Origin of the sequence: Candidatus Methylomicrobium oryzae, assembly GCF_016745425.1 — a bacterium.
GTDB classification, from domain to species: domain Bacteria; phylum Pseudomonadota; class Gammaproteobacteria; order Methylococcales; family Methylomonadaceae; genus Methylomicrobium; species Methylomicrobium oryzae.
The window spans coordinates 35,087-52,397 of sequence record NZ_JAERVK010000017.1 but is presented as its reverse complement, the minus strand read 5'-3'; the positions used below and the strand labels follow the sequence as shown (position 1 = coordinate 52,397).

Here is a 17,311-nt window from a genome sequence, read left to right as displayed (position 1 = left end):
AATTTATTTGGTTTTCGCGGCGATCGCTTCGGCCGCTCTTACGACATTGTTCGCCATTCTTTCGGAAGCCGCATCGATCAAACGCCCATCCAGCGAAGCCGCGCCTTTGCCTTGCGCCGCCGCTTCCTGCAGGGCCGCCAGAATGCGTTTGGCCTTTTCGACTTCGGCCGCTGGCGGGGTGAAAACGTCATTGGCCAGTTCGATTTGCGACGGATGGATCGCCCATTTGCCTTCGCAGCCGAGTGCGGCTGCACGCCGTGCGGCCTGCTTGTAGCCTTCCGGATCTTTCAGGTCGCCGAACGGCCCGTCGATCGGACGCAGGCCGTAAGCGCGGCAGGCCACGGTCATCCGGCTGATCGCCGCATGCCACTGGTCGCCCGGATAGTCGGGATTCAGCCCGCCGATGTTGACGGTGCGCGCCCGATTGCTGGCCGCATAATCGGCGACGCCGAAATGCAGCGCTTCAAGACGGCCCAAAGCACCCTGTCTGGCAATGTCTTCGACATTGGCCATGCCGAGCGCGGTTTCGATCAATGCTTCAATACCGATCTTGTTTTTCAGGCCCTGCTGCATTTCCAGCTGGTTCAGCATCGCCTCGACCATGTAGACATCGCCGTAAACACCGACTTTCGGAATCAGGATTGTATCGATTTTGGCACCGGCCTGCTCGACCAGATCGACCACATCGCGCACCATATACTGCGTATCCAGCCCGTTGATCCGCACGGACAAGGTGATGCCATGGCCTTTCCAATCCAGGTCGTTGATCGCCTCGATCACATTCTTGCGTGCCTGCAGCTTGTCGTCCGGCGCAACCGCATCTTCGAGGTCGAGAAAAATATAGTCCACACCGCTTTTCAAGGCTTTTTCGAACATGCCGGGATTGGAACCGGGAACTGCCAATTCACAACGTTGGATGCGTTGCACCGACGCCGTATATAAAGTGTGACTCATTATTGACTACCTGCCTGTATGTGCTTCTAATAAAATGATCCGGCCGAATGATCAATCGCATCCGGTTGGCTTCGGCCGCAAATAAATAAATCCACCATTTTACTTCGTGCGGACTCAAAGTCAACGACTGCCGGATTTGTTTTTTCCGTTTCCGCAGGGAAAGATCGGCATGCATTTTTTAACTCGACTTGTACGTACTCACGACTTAGATCTGGTAGGAAATAACGTTCCGAAGTTGATTGTTATGAAAAATGGATTGTTCATTCCCCTCTTTGAAAAAGATGACTGCACGGGCAGAGATTTGCTCCTGCAATCTCTGCATTCACGCCATCCCTGGCGTTCATGCAGGAGGTACGAGCCCAAGGAAGGGCGAGGTAGATCGCGTCGGGAACACGCGATCGACGACCCCACGGATGGGGGAGGTAGATCGCGTCGGGAACACGCGATCGAGGGCAATGCAGGAGCAATTGCCGACGACTGCAGGGAGGCAGGAGGTAGGCAATGCAGGAGCTATATTGCCGAGGGGCCGGGGGAGATTTATTAAATAAATCCCCCCTCGATCCCCCTTTTTCAAAGGGGGAGGTGTGTTTGACGAAGCCCTTAACGGCGGCATCGGCGTATCTCTCTGCCGTTCTCGGAAGTTTTATCAACCGGAAAATCGATCCTAAATTCCGCCCCCGGATCGCGATGGGTGACGTCGATTCGCCCGTTCATGGCGACTGCCATTTGATGCGCCAACGCAAGCCCGATCCCGGTTCCGACCGTTTCGCGGGTCAGTTCGTTTTCGGCGCGGTAGAAGAGCCGGAATATTTTTTTCAGTTGGTCTTTGGCAATGCCGGGGCCGTAATCGCGCACGGTGAAACGGATGCGCCCGCCGCTCAAGCGCTGACAAGATAAATCGACTGCTTTAATGTCCGCCTTCGCGGAAAATTTGATCGCATTGTCGACCAGGTTGATCATGATTTGGACGAACCAATCGGGATTCACCTTCACTTTGGCCTCTGCCGCGTCCTGATCGACCGACAGCGTCAAACGAAAGCCGCTCCGTTCGATTTGGGTCGAGATTTTCGAGTGAATGCCGTCGATCAATTCGGCCACCGTCAGGCTTTGCAACGCCGGCTTGTTTTCGTTGCGGGTCATTTTAGCCAGTTGCAGCACGTTGTTGATCAGGCGGGTCAGCCGCTCGCTCTCGTCCAGGATGAAGTCGTAATAGGCCTTTTTCTTGCCGTCGTCCACCCAGCCGGCCTGCAGCATTTCGCCGTACATCCGGATCGAAGTCAGCGGCGTTTTCAATTCGTGGCTGACCGCCGAAACGAAATCCTGCTGCCGGTTAACCAGATCGATTTGGCCGACGCCGAGCCGGTACATCCCATAAAAACCGGCCAAGAAGACGGCGCTCAGCACCGCGCTCAACCAGATGATCACCCAGCCTCCCGGCCCGACCGGAAGCTGCGTGATGCTGAACACGAGCTGCAAGTCGCCGAACGGGTCTGGCAAGCGGTCTTGGTAAAGCAGCTCGCCCTGCAGCTCGTCGGCGCTCGACAGGTAACCGCGCGGCGCGCGGCCGGCAAAAGCGGAAAGCACGTTGCCTTGAAAAACGGCCAGCAGATCGCTCATCCGCGACAGCGCGGTTTCCTGGAACGCCGCGTTGATCGTTCCTTGCAGGAAGGCGTCTTTTTCGATCAGCAGGCCCTGGATGTAGCGCCGGCCGTTCAGCCAGACTTTGCGGAACAGCACGAACTGGCCGCTATCCAGCTGGCTGAATTCGAAAGGATCGACGGCGCTTTCGAAGGTGCGGATGCGCAAAGTTTTTGCCTCTGCTTGCGCGGCCGGAGCCGCTGCTGGGCGACCGGATGCTTCCGACGCGGCGACGGCAGGTCCTTCGGCGCTCTGCACCGGCTCGGGCAGGACGTTCTGCTCGGTGCGCGCCTTTTTGGGCGCCGCTTTCAGCGCCTTGCGGACGCTCTCTTCGGGCCGTATCGGCACGGCTTCTTTCTGAAAGGTTTGCTTGAGTTTGATGTCTTCCAGACGGCCCAGGGAGTTTTCCTGCTTGCTTTTGGCCGGCGCCATTTTTTTAAGCTCGTCAAAGACCGCCTGGCCTGCGCCGATGGGGGGCGGGGCGGCTGCGGCAGGCTGTTGGCGCTTGCTCGCGGCAACGGATCGCTCAAGGAAATCGGCGTCTTGTTCATTTTCACGCATTGCCTTGTCTTGCCGCGCGGCGAAACGATCGCGAAACCCCTGGTTTTTTTTTCCGGAAGCCGCCGTATGGTTTTTGACCAGCCGGTTCTCGCGCAATATCTGCCGAATCCGGTTCTGGAGAGCAGCCCGTTCGGACAATTCCCGCTCGGCCAGTCCGTAGCGCCCCGCTTTGTCGATATCCTCGGGCAACAAAGGCGTCGATAAGCGGCCGGCCGCATCCACCTGGAAATAACCGATCAAGCCCGGGATTTCCGCCTGCACCGGGTATCGGGAAAGCGGCGAGCGCTGTAAAAAATTGGCCGACGGCGCCCCGGCCACGTTCAAAAAGGCATAGTCGGTGAACGACCTTTCCGCTTCGCCGTCGATCAGCCGCAGCAGTTGGTTGTCGATCCGGCGGGTCAATTCTTCGGCCATCAGCCGATGCTGGTGAAAAGCCTCCCATTTCAAGCGGCTGTAGGATTGCTGGACGAGCACCGCGGTCGGGATCGCAAGGCTCAGGAAAAAAACCAGCAGCCAGCGGCGGAGCCTTTTTTTGTCCAGCCTTTTCAGGCGGTTCCGCTTCATCGCGGCGGCCCGATCAGCCGGTAGCCGGCGCCGCGCACGGTGATCAGAAAGCGCGGTTCGGCGGGATCGGCTTCGATTTTACGGCGCAGTTTGGCGATGTGAATGTCCACGGTGCGGGTTTCGATCGCCAGATGATTCGCGTAACCCCACACTTTCTGCAACAGTTCTTCGCGCGCAACCGGCCGGTCGGCATGGCGTTGCAGGTATTGCAGAATCTCGATTTCGCGCCGTGTGAACGAAAGCGTTTGCGCCCCGCGCCGGCCGGACAGGTTTCGGCAATCGATCGTCAATTCGTCGCCGAGCCTTATCAACGCCTCTTGCGCCAAGCCCTGACCGCTTCGGCGCAAGACCGCCTGCACCCGGAGCACCAGTTGCGCGACCGAAAACGGCTTCGCGACGTAATCGTCGGCGCCCAGCGACAAGCCTTCGATAATGTCTTCGTCGTTGCTTTTGGCGGTCAGCATGATGATCGCCTGATCGCGGCTCTGTTCCCGAATCCGGTTGCAAATCTCGAAACCGTTCAGGCCCGGCAGCATCACGTCGAGCAGGACCAGGTCGAATTTGCCGCTGAGCGCCTTCGCCAAACCTTCGGAGCCGTGGGCGGAAAAATCGACGTCGTAGCCGTGGTAGACGAACACGTCGATCAGGCCGGTGCGGATGGCGGTTTCGTCTTCGATGATCAGTATGTGCGGTTTGCGGGTCATGGCAGCGGCCTTGCCGAAAAATACGGACAGTTTAACAAGCCTGTGCGCGCTATCGGCAAGCGAACTGTAAATTTTTTGTAAATTCCGCGCCGAACGTTTTACCGAAGCGTGCCTGTTTGCCGCCGCCCTTCGCGCCTAGACTGTGCCCGTCGAACATCAAACACGGGAGGTGCCTCATGGCGCTGATTACACGACTGTCAAGACTGTTCCAGGCCGACATGCATGCGGTTTTGGACAAAATCGAAGAACCCGCGGCGCTGCTGAAGCAAAGCATCCGGGAAATGGAGGAATCCGTCCTGACCGACGAGCGGCACGTCCGCCTATCGGAACACAGACGGCAGCAACTCGAAGGCAAGCGCGATCAACTCGCGGAAACCCTGGCCGAGCTGGATGAAAAATGCGCATTCTGTTTTCAATCCGGCAAGGACGATCTGGCGCGGGCTTTCGTCAAACGCAAACTCGAAACGCTGCAAATGCAGCAACTGTTGGCCGAAAAGATCGCGGTCCTGGACGAGCAAACGCGCCGTTTGACGAAGCGGTTCGCGGAACACCAGGCACAACTGGCGGCGATGAAACAGAAAGCCGAGGTCTTTCTGGAAAACGGCGCGGTTTCCTCGTATCCCTGGGAAAACCCGCAGGTCACCGTCCGGGACGAAGACGTCGAAGTCGCTTTCCTGAAAGAAAAACAAAAATGGAGCGCGTCATGAATAAGCCGACATTTTGGGAAGGGGTCGCAGTCGCCCTGTTCGCCGGTATCGCGGGCGCCGGCGGCTTTTATGCCTTCGCTTGGGTCTTTTCCGAAGCGGTCGCGATCCGTGTCGTGATCGGCGGCCTGGCTTTCGCCTACGTCTTTTATTTACTCGGTCGCAGCCCTGAACGCATCGGTCGGGCTACGGTCCTGCTCGCTGGCGGCCTCCTGTCGGCGGCGGTATGGCTGTTCTATCCGCCGCTGTTCCTGTTTTTGCTCGCGCACGCGCTTTACGTCTGGCTGATTCGCACGCTGTATTTCCACAGCCGCCTGTTTTTTTCCCTGGCCGACCTCGGTTTATGCCTGTTCGGCATCGCGTCGGCCTTCTGGGCATTCGACCGGACCGGCAGCCTGTTCATGGCCTTTTGGTGTTTCTTTTTGATACAGGCTTTGTTCGGGGCCTTGTCGGGCGGAAATCCGCCGGCGTCCACCGATGCGGCGTTTCCCACCGATGGCGAATCCGACTTTAACCGCGCATATCGGGCCGCTGAAGCCGCCGTGCGCAAACTTTCAAATGCTGATTAGAAGCAAGCTTTCACCCCCCCTCTCCCTCCGGGAGAAGGGACGGGGGTGAGGGCCAACGATAGATAAATAATTTATTTGTATTCCCTCACCCTAACCTTCTCCCGGAGGGAGAGGGAATTTTCAAACACTTTAATTAGGAGACGACGATGAAAACTAAACTTTTGGCAATCGGACTTTTTACCGCGACCGCGGCGACGGTCACCTTTTTTCCGGCGGTCAGGCAAGCCGTCGCCACAACCATGAAAGGGCTCGAATCCCCGCCGACGGCGGTCGATCCGATCGTGCAGCCAATTTCGGCCAATCAAAAACCCGCGATCGAAGTGGTGTTCGTGCTCGACACCACGGGCAGCATGAGCGGCCTGATTGCCTCAGCGAAAGAAAAAATCTGGTCGATCGCGAGCACGATGGCGTCCGCGCAAACCGCGCCGGACATTAAAATGGGGCTGGTGGCCTACCGCGACCGCGGCGATGCTTATGTGACCCAAACCGTCCCGCTTTCCGCCGATCTGGATTCAATGTACGCCAAACTGATGGATTTTCAGGCCGACGGCGGCGGCGACGGGCCGGAAAGCGTTAACCAGGCCCTGCACGATGCGGTGAACAAGATCGCCTGGAGCCAGAACCCCAAAACTTACAAAGTGATCTTTCTGGTCGGCGACGCGCCGCCGCACATGGATTACCCGAACGACGTCAAATACCCGGTCACCTTGGCGCTGGCCAAACAAAAAGGCATCATCGTGAACGCGATCCAGTGCGGACAGGACAGCGGCACGACCGCCGAATGGCAGCAAGTCGCCAGCCTCGGCCAGGGCAGTTATTTTCAGGTCGAACAGTCCGGCAACGCAGTCGCGATCGCGACGCCGTACGACAAAAAGCTGGCGGAGTTATCCGGCAAATTGGACAAAACCCGCCTCTTCTACGGCAACAAAGATGAAAAGGCGAAACAGGCGGGCAAATTGGCCGCGGCCGAAAAAGTGCACAAGGAAGCCAGCACCGAATCGCAAGCGCGCCGGGCGGCCTTCAATGCCTCCGCCAGCGGTAAACGCAATTTTCTCGGCGACAACGAACTGGTCGACGCGGTCGGCAGCGGCCGGGTGAAACTGTCCAGCCTGCCGAAAGAGGCCCTGCCCGAAAGCCTGCAAGCCCTGTCGCCTTCCGCCCAGGAACAATTCGTGAACAAAACGAAACAGGAACGGAAAGAACTGGAATCCGAAATCAAAACGCTCGCCGAACAGCGCAACGATTACCTGCGGGGTAAAGTGGCTGCCGAGGGCGGCAAAAAGGATTCGCTGGACGCCAAATTGTACGGAGCGATCAGGCAGCAGGCCAAAGACAAAGGCTTGGTTTACCGGGACGACAGCGCCAAGTATTAATAGCAGTAGGTCGGGCAGCCGCTTCATCGTTGCCCGACTTTGGGCGGAGGCCCTTCGGGATAATTGCGATTACCGGAATCCATGGACAAATCGAACCTTTCAAAATATCGGGCACAAAAGGCGTGCCCGGCCTACAGCACTATTGATGATTGCAATCCAGTATGTCATCATTGGCGGTTTTGAATTTTGGCGCATTTTGCCCAACTCCGCTCTTAACAACATTTAACTACCCTGACGAGGCAAATCCATGGCTGGTCGCAACCACCTTTATATTCCTGGCCCTACCAATGTCCCTCACGAAGTCCTGAGCGCGATGCACGCGCCGATGGAAGACCATCGCTCACCTAAATTTCCGACGATCTTCAAACCTTTGCTCGAAGACATGAAAAAAGTCTTCCGGACCGAAAAAGGACAATGTTTCATTTTCCCCGCGACCGGCACCGCGGGCTGGGAAATCGCGCTGACCAACACGCTGAATCCGGGCGACAAAGTGATCATCTACCGTTTCGGCCAGTTCAGCCATTTGTGGGCGGAAATGGCGAAGCGCCTCGGCTTCGACGTCGAAATCCACCAGGAAACCTGGGGCAAGGGCATTCCGCTGGACAAGCTGGAAGCGCGCCTGAAAGAAGACAAAAATCACGAAATCAAGGCGGTGCTGGCGACCCATAACGAAACCGCGACCGGCGTGACCAGCGACATCGCCGGCGTCCGCAAGGCGCTGGATACGGCAGGCCACCCTGCGCTGCTGTTCGTGGACGGCGTTAGCTCAATCGCCAGCCTGGATTTCCGGATGGACGAATGGGGCGTCGACGGCGCGATCAGCGGCTCGCAAAAAGGTTTTATGCTGCCGGCCGGCGGTGCGTTCCTCTGCTTCAGCCAAAAGGCGTTGAAGGCAACCGAAACCAACACATATCCGCGCTGCTTCCTGGATCTGCGCGACCAGATGAACCAGAACAAGGATGGCTATACCCCTTACACGCCGGCGCTGCCGATCCTGTACGGCCTGCGCAAGGCGCTGGACCTGCTGCTCGAAGAAGGCATGGACAATGTCTATGCGCGCCATCATCGTCTGGCCGAAGGCACCCGCCGCGCGATTGCGGCCTGGGGCATGAAGCTGTGCGCGCATCCGGGCTTCGAGTCGAACACCGTTTCCGCAGTCGTCGTGCCGGAAGACAAGGACGCCCGTGAAGTGATCGGCACCGCATTCAAGAAATACAATCTGTCGCTCGGTGCGGGCCTTTCCGAACTGTCTGGCAAGGTGTTCCGCATCGGCCACGTCGGCGATATGAACGACGTCTCGATGCTCGGCGCATTTGCCGGCGTCGAAATGGCGATGCTGGATTGCGGCTTCGACATCAAACCGGGCAGCGGCGTCGCGGCGGCAGTCGAATATTACCGTTCGACCGCGAAATAAAACGCATTGACGGTATATCGTAGGAGTTACGACTCCACGGATGGAACTGCGTAGGATGGGTACGACTGCAGGGATGCAGGAGGTAGGGCAACGCATGGAGCGGTTGCCGAGAGGCGCCAGCCGAAACCCATCGTTCGAAACCTATCAACCTAAGCTATGAGGAGTTCGCTTCTTTGCTTACCCTTCCTATTCCTGTTGAACTCGTTGTTAAGTTAATCGCATGAACAAACCCAAAGTCGTCGTCACCCGCAGATGGCCTACGGCAGTCGAAGCAAGATTAAAAGAACTGTACGACGTTACCCTGAACGAATCCGACGTTCCGCTGACCGCCGATGAACTGAAACGGGCGCTGCAAACCGCGGATGCGCTGCTGCCGACCGTGACCGATCCGATCACCGCCGACATCCTGCGGGTCCCGAACAGGAAAGCCCGAATCATCGGCAATTTCGGGGTCGGCTATAACAACATCGACATTGCCGCCGCGAAAGAGCAAGGCCTGGTCGTGACCAACACCCCCGGCGTCCTGACCGACTGTACGGCCGACATCGCGATGCTGCTGCTGCTCATGTCGGCCCGGCGCGCCTCCGAAGGCGACCGCCTGGTACGTAGCGGCCAATGGACCGGCTGGGGACCGACCCATCTGCTCGGACAGAAAGTCACCGGCAAGACGCTTGGTTTGATCGGCTTCGGGAGGATTGCGCAAGCGACGGCCAAACGAGCCCACCACGGCTTCGGGATGAGGATTCTGTTTTATACGCCGCGCAATGCACCCTCACAGGAAATTCTCGACGACGTAAAGGCAATCCGCTGCGCGACGATCGAAGAGCTCCTGGGCGAAGCCGATTTCGTCTCCCTGCACTGCCCGGGCAGCGCCGAAAACCGGCATCTGATCGACGAGGCTCGCTTGAAACGGATGCGTCCGAACGCACATCTGATCAATACCGCGCGCGGCGATGTCGTCGACAATCAGGCTTTGTGCAAGGCATTGAAAGAACGCTGGATCGCGGGAGCGGGACTCGATGTCTATGAAGGCGAACCGGCTGTTTATCCGGGATTCCTGGAACTCGACAATATGGCATTGCTGCCGCATCTCGGCAGCGCGACCGAGGAAACCCGGGTCGCGATGGGCAATCGGGTATTGGAAAATATCGAAAGGTTTTTTGCGGGACAGGAGCCGCGGGACAGGGTAGCGTAACCGACAATCGACGAGTGCCGTTTTACTTAAAAAGTTGGGTTACGGCTTCCGCTATCGCTCCAGGCTAACCCAACCTACCGATTCGGCAAATTTACAACAAATGCCGGATCGCGTCCCGCTCTTCCTTCAGCTCGGCCTCGCTCAGCTTCATTCTTTGCATGCTGAACTCGCTGATATCGAGGCCCTTCACGATGCTGACCTCGCCGTTTATTACGGTTACCGGAAACGAGTACATCAGCTCCCTTTCGATCGCGTAGCTGCCGTCCGACAGCACTCCCATGCTGACCCAGTCGCCTTCCGGCGTATCCATGGCCCAGGTCCGCATCTGGTCGATCGCGGCATTCGCCGCGGAGGCGGCGCTCGACAAGCCGCGCGCTTTGATCACCGTCGCACCGCGCTGCTGCACGGTCGGAATGAATTCATCGACAAACCAGTCGCGTTCGACTAAAGACAGCGCATCCTGCCCTTTCACCTTCGCATGATGCAGATCGGGGTATTGCGTCGTCGAATGATTGCCCCACACCGTCATGTTCTTGACGTCGGTAGTCAGGACACCGCATTTCTCGGCCAGCAGGCTGACCGCGCGGTTATGGTCCAGGCGGCTCATCGAGGAAAAATTCTCGGGCCCCAGTTCGGGCGCGTTTTTCAACGCGATCAAGGCATTCGTATTGGCCGGATTGCCGGTCACCAGGACTTTCACCTTGCGGCTGGCCACCTCGTTCAGGGCCTTTCCCTGCACCGAAAATATTTCCGCGTTCACTTCCAGAAGGTCCTTGCGCTCCATGCCGGGACCGCGCGGGCGGGCGCCAATCAGAAACACATAATCGGCATTCTTGAACGCCGTGCGCGGATCGTCGGTGGTTTCGATCCGGTACAGTAAAGGGCTCGCGCAATCCTGCAATTCCATCACTACGCCGTCCAGAACGTGCATCGCCTGCGAAACTTCAAGCAGATGCAATATGATCGGCTGTTCGGGACCGAACAGGTCGCCTGCCACCAAGCGAAAAAGCAGAGAATAGCTGATTTGGCCGGCAGCACCTGAAACCGCGATATGAACGGGTGTTTTCATTAGTTATCCCTAATAATTAAAATTTAGATGCGGAAAGTCTGATCGTTCGCGCCATTCTCATTGTTGTCGAGCCCTGCCGGTCTGAGTTTAATGATAACTTCAAGGTCTCACGCCCGCAAGCCAATTGATGACTCGACCGATCAAGTACGGCCTCAGGCTGCTCAACAAGGAAAAGCTTCTCAGGTATAATAGACAGTCTTTTTAACATTTGAATCCGGTCGCCTTCGGCCTCATCTCCCGAGTTCCATGAAAAAACTGCTTTTCCAATTCGATACCGACCCGCATCCCTCAGTTTTCGACACGGTCGTCGCCTATGACGGAGGAGCCGATCATGTGACCGGTTTCGGCGGGCTGACACCCGACACGATTTCCGGCCTGGTCGAAGGCGCGATTTTCACACGCCCCCCCAAAGACAAGAAGAATACCGCAATTTTCATCGGCGGCAGCGACATAATCGCCGGACAAGACCTGCTGAAAGCGGTGCAAAGCAAATTCTTCCCGGGGTTCCAGGTCTCGGTGATGCTCGACAGCAACGGTTGCAACACGACCGCAGCCGCCGCGGTCGCCAAACTGGCGGCCAGCGGTCCATTGACCGGTAAGAAAGCGGTCGTCCTGGCCGGCACCGGCCCCGTCGGACAGCGCGCCGCGGTAATGCTGAGCCGCGAAGGCGCCGAAGTCTCCCTGACCGGACGCAAGATGGACAAAGTCGCCGCCGCCTGCAGCGCGATGAAAGCCCGCTTCGGCGTCGACATCGTCCCGGTCGAAGCAGCCGATACCGAGGCGCGCGGCCGTGCGATCGAAAAAGCCAACATCGTGTTTGCGGCCGGCGCGGCCGGCATCGAGTTGATCGGCACCGAACACTGGCAAGACAATCCCCACATCGAACTGATCGCCGACGCGAACGCGACCCCGCCGATCGGCATCGGCGGCATCGACGTGTTCGACAAAGGGATTGAGCGCCACGGCAAAATCGTCTGGGGTGCGCTCGGCTTCGGACCGCTGAAGCTAGAGCTGCATCGTGCCTGCATCGCGAAACTGTTTACCGACAACAAGCTGGTTTTCGACGCGGAAAACATCTTCGAACTCGCCAAACAAATGGCTTAACAGCCGTTCTTTCTCGATTCATCCGTGGAAAGCGAAGCAATTTTGGCAGCGCGCGATGATGCTCTGACCGTCTTTCGGGCAGGCGTGGCGGCGGCCGCCCCCTACCTGGCGGTCAAAAACTGCCTGTCGGCCGACCAGGATCGTTTGGCTATCCGTCTTGACATCAGCGATCCCGTCAAACAGCGCCTGGGCAAATGGCCGAAGATTCACCTGATCGCTTTCGGGAAGGCCGCCTGTGCAATGGCAGGGGCCGTTGAAGAAATCCTTCCCGAGCCGTTATGGGCCAGCAGAGGCATCGCGGTCACAAACTACGAAAACGTCGCCGTCCTGAACCGCAGCGATGTCTTCGGCGCAGGCCATCCGCTGCCGGACGCGGCGGGCCTTGACGCCGCCCGCCGGATTACCGAGAAAGCCGGCCGGGCCAAAGCCGGCGAGCTGGTGTTGACGCTGGTCAGCGGCGGCGGTTCGGCTTTGATCCCTTGCCCGGTCGAATCCGTTTCCTTAACCGATAAATGCGAGGTGACCGGCTTATTGCTGGCCAGCGGCGCCACGATCAACGAAATCAATTGCGTACGCAAACATCTGTCGCAGTTGAAAGGCGGCGGGCTGGCCAAGCTCGCCGCACCGGCCGACCTGCATGCGTTAATTCTGTCCGATGTGCTCGGCGACGATCCGAGCGCAATCGCAAGCGGCCCGACCGTACCCGATCCGAGCACGTTTGAAGAGGCGGTTTGTATTTTACAAGCGAGACAAATCTGGGAACGGCTTCCCGGCACGGTTCGCGCCTATTTACAGAATGGAATATGCGGGCAAACGCCTGAAACGCCAAAGCCTGACGATCCCGTTTTTGAGAAAACCGGCCACACGCTGATCGGCAGCAATGCGATCAGCCTGAAAGCCGCCGCCCAAGCCGCCGAGCAGCTCGGCTATCGGACCGTCATTTACAGCCATCGATTGTGCGGCATCGCACGGGAAGCCGCGGAAGAATGGGTCAAAACGATCGCCGCTAAGGGACAAATTCAACAGCCGACCGCCTATCTTGCCGGCGGCGAAACCACGGTCCGATTGATCGGCAACGGGCGCGGCGGCCGCAATCAGGAAATGGCACTGGCATTCGCGTTAGCCGCCGAAAAACATGGGCTCGATGCCGACTGGGTTTTCCTGAGCGGCGGCACCGACGGCCGCGACGGTCCGACCGATGCGGCCGGAGGGCGGGTGGATGCCGGCTCGCTGGCGCGGATGCGCGCGCAAGGCATCGAGCCGGAAGCCTTGCTCGACAATAACGATTCATATCACGCGCTGCAAGCTTCCGGCGATTTACTGTGCACCGGCGCGACCGGCACCAATGTCGCCGACCTGCAGATACTGCTGCTCTGCCCGAAAACCTAAGACAGCACTCCGATAACGCTTTGCACGGCCGCCCTTAAGCCCTAAAATATTCCACAATTAATTCAAGGAGATTTGCATGTTTGATAAATCGATGACCATCGAAGGCTTCGACGATGAATTGTTCCAGGCCCTCGAAGAAGAACGCCGCCGCCAGGAAGACCATATCGAGCTGATCGCTTCGGAAAACTATTCCAGCCCGCGCGTTCAGGAGGCGCAGGGGACCGTGCTGACCAACAAATACGCCGAAGGCTATCCCGGAAAACGCTACTACGGCGGCTGCGAATATGTCGATACCGTCGAGCAATTGGCTATCGACCGCGCCAAGCAGCTGTTCGGCGCCGACTGGGCGAACGTCCAGGCGCATTCCGGCTCGCAAGCCAACGCCGCCGCTTATATGGCGCTAATCAAGCCGGGCGACACCATTCTAGGCCTGGCGCTTTCGGACGGCGGCCACCTGACGCACGGCGCCAAACCGAATTTCTCCGGCCAGATTTACAATGCGGTGCAATACCACTTGGATCCCGCCACCGGCCTGCTCGACTACGATCAAATCGAGGCCCTGGCGCGCGAACACCAGCCGAAAATGATCGTCGCGGGTTTCTCGGCGTATTCGCGGATCATGGACTGGGCGCGTTTTCGCGCAATCGCCGACGCGGTCGGCGCCTACCTCTTGGTCGACATGGCGCATGTCGCCGGCCTTGTCGCCGCGGGCCTGTACCCGAATCCGGTGCCTTACGCGGACATCGTCACCACCACCACGCATAAAAGCCTGCGCGGCCCGCGCGGCGGCATCATCCTAGGCAAGGCCAATCCGGAGATCGAAAAGAAAATCAACTCGATGATCTTCCCCGGCATACAGGGTGGCCCCTTAATGCATGTGATCGCAGCGAAAGCGGTCGCGTTTAAGGAAGCGATGGAGCCGGAATTCAAAACCTATCAGCAACAGGTGATCAAGAATGCGCAGGCGATGGCGAAAGTCTTCATCGAACGAGGTTTCGACGTCGTTTCGGGCGGCACAGACAATCATCTGATGCTGGTCTCGCTGATTCCGAAAGGCATTACCGGCAAGGCGGCCGATGCCGCGCTCGGCAAGGCCCACATTACGGTCAACAAAAACGCGGTGCCGAACGACCCGCAATCGCCGTTCGTAACCAGCGGCATCCGGGTCGGCACCCCTGCCCCAACCACGCGCGGCTTCAAGGAAGAACAAGTGACCGAAATCGCGCATTGGATGTGCGACGTGATGGAAAACATCGAAGACGAAAACGTGATTGCGGCGGTGCGCGAGAAGGTCGCGGATTTGTGCAAGCGTTTTCCGGTGTACGGAGGGTAATAACGGGTAATAATTGGTAGGATACGCAGCGCGTATCCTACATTACGAACGAATGAAAAGCGCAAAAATGCGGCATTCATCATAGAGTTGTGTTGCACCTTATGCCTCAGCCCGAGTGAACTGTAAAATATTACGCACATAACCACAGAACAGTTATGCAAATACAACGCACTATTCAAGTTCTCGACGAACCGCGCCTTGTCATTGATCTGCCGCTTTCGTTCGTAAATCAGCGGATTGAAATTTTAGTCATCACACTTGATGATAGCGATTCGGCGCATTCACGGAAACGCCGCACACCGCCGCCCAAATTGGCGGGCCGTGTCCAAGAATTAGGCGATGTCATGTCCTCTGCGCCACCCGAAGACTGGGGCCATCACGAATGATCGTGCTGGATACCCACATCTGGCACTGGTGGATCAATCAAATTCCCGGAAAATTATCGCCCGACATCATCGATTTGATCGAAGAAACGGAGGCAGTCGCGATATCGGCCATATCCTGTTTCGATCGCATCATCATTGCCACTGCGCTTCATCATCACGCATCTCTGTTGAGTTTTGACGCGGCATTTCCCGCTTATCACGAGCTCGACGGCTATTTGATTCAGGCAAAGTAGCGCTGCTCGAATCACGCTGCTTTTCAGCATAAGTTTTTTTATACTTTAGGAATAAATAACACTATGTCCGACATAGAAATCGCCCAACAAGCGAAGATGAAGCCGATTATCGGCCTGGCCAAAGAGCATTTCGGCATCGACGCCGAACATCTCGACCCGTACGGCCACTACAAAGCCAAATTGTCGCTGGATTATGTGAACAGCCTCGGCGGCAAGCCGGACGGCAAACTGATTCTGGTCACCGCGATCAGCCCGACGCCGGCCGGCGAAGGCAAAACCACCACGACGGTGGGCCTCGGCGATGCGATGAACCGGATCGGTAAAAAAACCATCATGTGTCTGCGCGAGCCTTCGCTCGGCCCCTGCTTCGGCGTCAAAGGGGGCGCTGCCGGCGGCGGCCATGCCCAGGTCGTGCCGATGGAAGACATCAACCTGCACTTCACCGGCGATTTCCATGCGATCGGCGTCGCGCACAACCTGCTCTCGGCCCTGATCGACAACCACATCAACCACGGCAACGCACTCGGTATCGACCCGCGCCGGATTCAATGGAAACGCGTCGTCGACATGAACGACCGGGCGCTGCGGAATATCGTGCTCGGCATGGGCGGCCCCGCGAACGGTTATCTGCGCGAAGACGGCTACGATATCGTGGTGGCATCCGAAGTGATGGCGATCCTCTGCCTGGCGACCGACCTTACCGACCTGAAAGAACGCCTCGGCCGCATCGTGATCGGCTATAAGGCCGACAACAAGACGCCGGTTTACGCGCGCGACCTGAACGCGCACGGGGCGATGGCCGCACTGCTGAAAGACGCGATCAAGCCGAACCTGGTACAGACGCTGGAAAACAACATCGCGATCATCCACGGCGGCCCGTTCGCGAACATCGCGCACGGCTGCAACACGGTCACCGCGACCAAAACCGCGCTGAAGCTGGCCGATTACGTGATCACCGAAGCCGGTTTCGGGGCCGATCTCGGCGCCGAGAAATTCGTCGACATCAAATGCCGGATGGCCGGGTTGAAACCGTCGGCGGCGGTGCTGGTCGCGACGGTCCGGGCGCTGAAATTCCACGGCGGCGTCTTGAAGGAAGACCTGAACCGGGAAAATCTCGGCGCGCTCGAACAAGGCTTCGCGAACCTGGAACGGCATTACCGGAACATCACCGAACATTACGGCCTGCCCTGCGTGATCTGCATCAACCATTTTACCTTCGACACCGAAGCCGAACTGGCCTTGCTGCAGGACAAATGCGGCGCGCTGGGCGCCACCTGCATCGTCTCGAAGCATTGGGCCGAAGGCGGCAAGGGCGCCGAACTGCTCGCGCAGGCGGTCGCCGAAACGGTCAACCGTCATGAAGCCGGCTGCCGCTTCGTTTACGACGACAACCTGAGCCTCTGGGAAAAGATCGAAACGATCGCGACCAAACTGTACGGCGCGGCACAAGTCACCGCCAACGCGAAAGTGAGAGCCCAACTGGCCGCCTGGAACGGCGACTACGGCCGTTTCCCGATCTGCATGGCGAAAACGCAGATGTCGTTCTCGACCGACGCCTCGGTCAAGGGGGCCCCGTCCGGGCATACGGTCGAAATCCGCGAAGTCCGCCTCGCCAACGGGGCCGGCTTCATCGTGGCGATCGCCGGCGACATCATGACCATGCCGGGACTTCCTAAAGTGCCGGCGGCGGAAAAAATCGACATCGACGAGAACGGACGGATCAGCGGGCTGTTTTAAACAACGGCAATCCTGCACCTGTCGGGATGCTTCAATACCTTTAAGGATTTCGTCAAAAACAACGTCCCCCTTTGAAAAAAGAGAGTCTCGTCAAACACACCTCCCCCTTTGAAAAAGGGGGATTGAGGGGGATTTATAAGATCAATCTCCCCCAACCCCCTCGGCAACCGCTCCCTGCGTTGCCCTCTCTCCTGCATCCCGCACTCGTCTTTTTCAAAGAAGGGAGTGAAGCCTCTGCTTTTTAAACAATCAGCATTCGGGAAGTTATTTCCTACCAGATCCTAAGTTAAAATATTTCGTAGGCCGGATAAGCGAAGCGCATCCGGCGATCATAGGGCGGATGCGCTTCGCTTCCGCCCCACGAGTCTTATTCAGAACCTGCTG

Annotated in this window: 15 protein-coding genes; 11 read left to right on the top strand and 4 right to left on the bottom strand. The window is 58.0% G+C overall.

The features are described from left to right. Positions 1–3: 3 nt before the first annotated feature. The 3 genes from JJL52_RS17375 to JJL52_RS17365 all read right to left on the bottom strand — a co-directional run bounded on the left by JJL52_RS17375 (position 4) and on the right by JJL52_RS17365 (position 4,421). Entirely contained in the window at positions 4–954 is a 951-nt protein-coding gene (locus JJL52_RS17375) for an HpcH/HpaI aldolase/citrate lyase family protein (protein WP_202053762.1), read from the bottom strand. A gap of 600 nt (positions 955–1,554) precedes the next feature. After that, the gene (locus tag JJL52_RS17370; RefSeq protein WP_202053761.1) at positions 1,555–3,717 is read right to left on the bottom strand and encodes a sensor histidine kinase; all 2,163 of its coding nucleotides are present in this window, start codon (positions 3,715–3,717) and stop codon (positions 1,555–1,557) included. Continuing rightward, positions 3,714–4,421, bottom strand: a complete 708-nt coding sequence (locus JJL52_RS17365; protein ID WP_202053760.1) for a response regulator transcription factor — start codon at positions 4,419–4,421, stop codon at positions 3,714–3,716. Before JJL52_RS17365 ends, JJL52_RS17370 begins: the two co-directional genes overlap by 4 nt. Before the next feature lie 176 nt (positions 4,422–4,597). On the opposite strand from JJL52_RS17365, the gene JJL52_RS17360 reads away from it, so the two are divergent. The 5 genes from JJL52_RS17360 (at position 4,598) to JJL52_RS17340 (ending at position 9,676) form a co-directional block, all read left to right on the top strand. Next, on the top strand, positions 4,598–5,128 hold the full coding sequence (locus JJL52_RS17360) for a PspA/IM30 family protein (protein ID WP_202053759.1): 531 nt from the start codon (positions 4,598–4,600) through the stop codon (positions 5,126–5,128). Further along, on the top strand, positions 5,125–5,694 hold the full coding sequence (locus tag JJL52_RS17355) for a hypothetical protein (RefSeq protein ID WP_202053758.1): 570 nt from the start codon (positions 5,125–5,127) through the stop codon (positions 5,692–5,694). Before JJL52_RS17360 ends, JJL52_RS17355 begins: the two co-directional genes overlap by 4 nt. A gap of 146 nt (positions 5,695–5,840) precedes the next feature. Further along, positions 5,841–7,067, top strand: coding sequence for a vWA domain-containing protein (locus JJL52_RS17350; RefSeq protein WP_202053757.1), 1,227 nt, complete (start codon positions 5,841–5,843; stop codon positions 7,065–7,067). 247 nt (positions 7,068–7,314) lie between these two features. Then, positions 7,315–8,481, top strand: coding sequence for an aminotransferase class V-fold PLP-dependent enzyme (locus tag JJL52_RS17345; RefSeq protein WP_202053756.1), 1,167 nt, complete (start codon positions 7,315–7,317; stop codon positions 8,479–8,481). 220 nt (positions 8,482–8,701) lie between these two features. After that, positions 8,702–9,676, top strand: coding sequence for a 2-hydroxyacid dehydrogenase (locus JJL52_RS17340; RefSeq protein ID WP_202053755.1), 975 nt, complete (start codon positions 8,702–8,704; stop codon positions 9,674–9,676). A gap of 91 nt (positions 9,677–9,767) precedes the next feature. On the opposite strand, the gene JJL52_RS17335 is transcribed toward JJL52_RS17340, so the two are convergent. Further along, positions 9,768–10,745 carry a malate dehydrogenase gene (locus tag JJL52_RS17335; protein ID WP_202053754.1) on the bottom strand — a complete coding sequence of 326 codons (978 nt, stop codon included), beginning with the start codon at positions 10,743–10,745 and terminating at the stop codon, positions 9,768–9,770. Positions 10,746–10,991: 246 nt separating this feature from the next. Here JJL52_RS17335 and JJL52_RS17330 point away from each other — a divergent pair, with 246 nt between their 5' ends. From JJL52_RS17330 to JJL52_RS17305, 6 genes are all read left to right on the top strand, one after another. Further along, positions 10,992–11,849 (top strand): NADP-dependent methylenetetrahydromethanopterin/methylenetetrahydrofolate dehydrogenase, encoded by an 858-nt coding sequence (locus JJL52_RS17330; RefSeq protein WP_202053753.1) that lies wholly within the window; start codon positions 10,992–10,994, stop codon positions 11,847–11,849. Between the two features lie 24 nt (positions 11,850–11,873). Beyond that, positions 11,874–13,238 carry a DUF4147 domain-containing protein gene (locus JJL52_RS17325; protein WP_202053752.1) on the top strand — a complete coding sequence of 455 codons (1,365 nt, stop codon included), beginning with the start codon at positions 11,874–11,876 and terminating at the stop codon, positions 13,236–13,238. Positions 13,239–13,314: 76 nt separating this feature from the next. Then, positions 13,315–14,571: a serine hydroxymethyltransferase gene (glyA, locus tag JJL52_RS17320; protein ID WP_202053751.1), complete on the top strand. Its 1,257-nt coding sequence runs from the start codon at positions 13,315–13,317 to the stop codon at positions 14,569–14,571. Between the two features lie 155 nt (positions 14,572–14,726). Continuing rightward, the gene (locus tag JJL52_RS17315) at positions 14,727–14,957 is read left to right on the top strand and encodes a hypothetical protein (RefSeq protein WP_202053750.1); all 231 of its coding nucleotides are present in this window, start codon (positions 14,727–14,729) and stop codon (positions 14,955–14,957) included. Then, positions 14,954–15,190, top strand: a complete 237-nt coding sequence (locus JJL52_RS17310) for a PIN domain-containing protein (RefSeq protein ID WP_202053749.1) — start codon at positions 14,954–14,956, stop codon at positions 15,188–15,190. Before JJL52_RS17315 ends, JJL52_RS17310 begins: the two co-directional genes overlap by 4 nt. Before the next feature lie 63 nt (positions 15,191–15,253). After that, positions 15,254–16,927 (top strand): formate--tetrahydrofolate ligase, encoded by a 1,674-nt coding sequence (locus JJL52_RS17305; RefSeq protein ID WP_202053748.1) that lies wholly within the window; start codon positions 15,254–15,256, stop codon positions 16,925–16,927. The last annotated feature ends 384 nt before the right edge of the window (positions 16,928–17,311 follow it).

Excerpts from the sequence above, each read along its gene's own strand:
- JJL52_RS17375 (WP_202053762.1), bottom strand. The coding sequence starts at position 954 with ATGAGTCACACTTTATATACGGCGTCGGTGCAACGCATCCAACGTTGT.
- JJL52_RS17370 (WP_202053761.1), bottom strand. The coding sequence starts at position 3,717 with ATGAAGCGGAACCGCCTGAAAAGGCTGGACAAAAAAAGGCTCCGCCGC.
- JJL52_RS17365 (WP_202053760.1), bottom strand. The coding sequence starts at position 4,421 with ATGACCCGCAAACCGCACATACTGATCATCGAAGACGAAACCGCCATC.
- JJL52_RS17360 (WP_202053759.1), top strand. The coding sequence starts at position 4,598 with ATGGCGCTGATTACACGACTGTCAAGACTGTTCCAGGCCGACATGCAT.
- JJL52_RS17355 (WP_202053758.1), top strand. The coding sequence starts at position 5,125 with ATGAATAAGCCGACATTTTGGGAAGGGGTCGCAGTCGCCCTGTTCGCC.
- JJL52_RS17350 (WP_202053757.1), top strand. The coding sequence starts at position 5,841 with ATGAAAACTAAACTTTTGGCAATCGGACTTTTTACCGCGACCGCGGCG.
- JJL52_RS17345 (WP_202053756.1), top strand. The coding sequence starts at position 7,315 with ATGGCTGGTCGCAACCACCTTTATATTCCTGGCCCTACCAATGTCCCT.
- JJL52_RS17340 (WP_202053755.1), top strand. The coding sequence starts at position 8,702 with ATGAACAAACCCAAAGTCGTCGTCACCCGCAGATGGCCTACGGCAGTC.
- JJL52_RS17335 (WP_202053754.1), bottom strand. The coding sequence starts at position 10,745 with ATGAAAACACCCGTTCATATCGCGGTTTCAGGTGCTGCCGGCCAAATC.
- JJL52_RS17330 (WP_202053753.1), top strand. The coding sequence starts at position 10,992 with ATGAAAAAACTGCTTTTCCAATTCGATACCGACCCGCATCCCTCAGTT.
- glyA (WP_202053751.1), top strand. The coding sequence starts at position 13,315 with ATGTTTGATAAATCGATGACCATCGAAGGCTTCGACGATGAATTGTTC.
- JJL52_RS17315 (WP_202053750.1), top strand. The coding sequence starts at position 14,727 with ATGCAAATACAACGCACTATTCAAGTTCTCGACGAACCGCGCCTTGTC.
- JJL52_RS17310 (WP_202053749.1), top strand. The coding sequence starts at position 14,954 with ATGATCGTGCTGGATACCCACATCTGGCACTGGTGGATCAATCAAATT.
- JJL52_RS17305 (WP_202053748.1), top strand. The coding sequence starts at position 15,254 with ATGTCCGACATAGAAATCGCCCAACAAGCGAAGATGAAGCCGATTATC.